The 1,185-nt window shown below is 70.2% G+C and carries 1 protein-coding gene and 1 pseudogene; both read left to right on the top strand.

Features of this window, described 5'->3' with window-relative positions; all coding sequences use genetic code 11:
- Positions 1-284 precede the first annotated feature (284 nt).
- Positions 285-593, top strand: a pseudogene (locus I53_RS02450) (cob(I)yrinic acid a,c-diamide adenosyltransferase); the annotation flags it as partial.
- A gap of 23 nt (positions 594-616) precedes the next feature.
- Positions 617-1,185, top strand: a 569-nt coding sequence (locus tag I53_RS02455) for a cobyric acid synthase (protein ID WP_043346249.1), incomplete at its 3' end; no start/stop codon positions are given.

The following is a 1,185-nucleotide window of genomic DNA, read 5'->3' on the forward strand; positions in this document are numbered from 1 at the left end:
CACCGGGAATCCCGACAAGCGTCACGCCATCAGGGATTTCGAACCGTACCAGAGCTCGCGCATTGTCAGCAAGGGCACCAGCAAGGTCATGGCGCAGCCCCTGTTCATCGTACGGATGAGTCGCCTTAAGACGCTAGGCCGAGCCGGACGTGCCTCGCAAGCCCGGGGCCGGATTTCAGGCCGGCATGGCGGCGACCGGGATCGCCGGCCGTGCAGAGCCGTTCACCTCGCCGTATTGCGCCTTGTAGCCGGACTTCGGCAGCTTGATCACGTCGGCGCCACGGACCCAGGACAAGGCCCGGGACATCGCCGCCTGCCGCCACGCCTGGGAGGTCGCCGCCGGCCTGATGGCCGATCCGACGATCCGCCTGCTCGTCCTCGACGAACTGAACATCGCGCTGCGCTACGACTATCTCGACCTCGACGCCGTCGTCGAAGCCCTCCGTACGCGGCGGCCGGACCTGCACGTGGTCGTCACCGGCCGCAACGCCAAGCCGGCCCTGATCGAGGCCGCCGACCTCGTCACCGAGATGGGCAGCGTCAAGCACCACTTCGCCGCCGGCGTGAAGGCGCAGGAAGGGATCGAGTTCTGAGCCCGCCGCGGACGAAGGCCCTGATGATCCAGGGCACCGGCTCCGATGTCGGCAAGTCGCTGCTCGTGGCGGGGCTGGCGCGCGCCTTCACGGAGCGGGGCTTAAGGGTCCGGCCGTTCAAGCCGCAGAACATGTCGAACAACGCCGCCGTCACCGCCGATGGCGGCGAGATCGGCCGCGCGCAGGCCCTCCAGGCCCGGGCCGCCCGGGTGGCGCCCTCCGTCCACATGAACCCGGTCCTGCTCAAGCCGCAGAGCGAGGTCGGCTCCCAGGTGGTGGTGCAGGGCCGGATGGTCGCCACCGTGAAGGCGCGCGACTACCAGGCCTGGAAGCCCCGGCTGATGTCGGCCGTCCTCGACAGCTTCTCCCGGCTCGCCGGGGAGGCGGATCTGGTCCTCGTCGAGGGCGCGGGCTCGGCCTCAGAGGTGAACCTGCGGGCCGGCGACATCGCCAATATGGGCTTCGCCCGGGCCACCGACACGCCGGTGGTGCCGGTCGGCGACATCGACCGGGGCGGGGTGATCGCGAGCCTCGTCGGCACCAAGGCGGTGATCGACCCGGAGGACGCCGCCCTGATCGCGGGCTTCCTCGT

The organism is Methylobacterium sp. B1 (assembly GCF_000333255.1).
Classification (GTDB): domain Bacteria; phylum Pseudomonadota; class Alphaproteobacteria; order Rhizobiales; family Beijerinckiaceae; genus Methylobacterium; species Methylobacterium fujisawaense.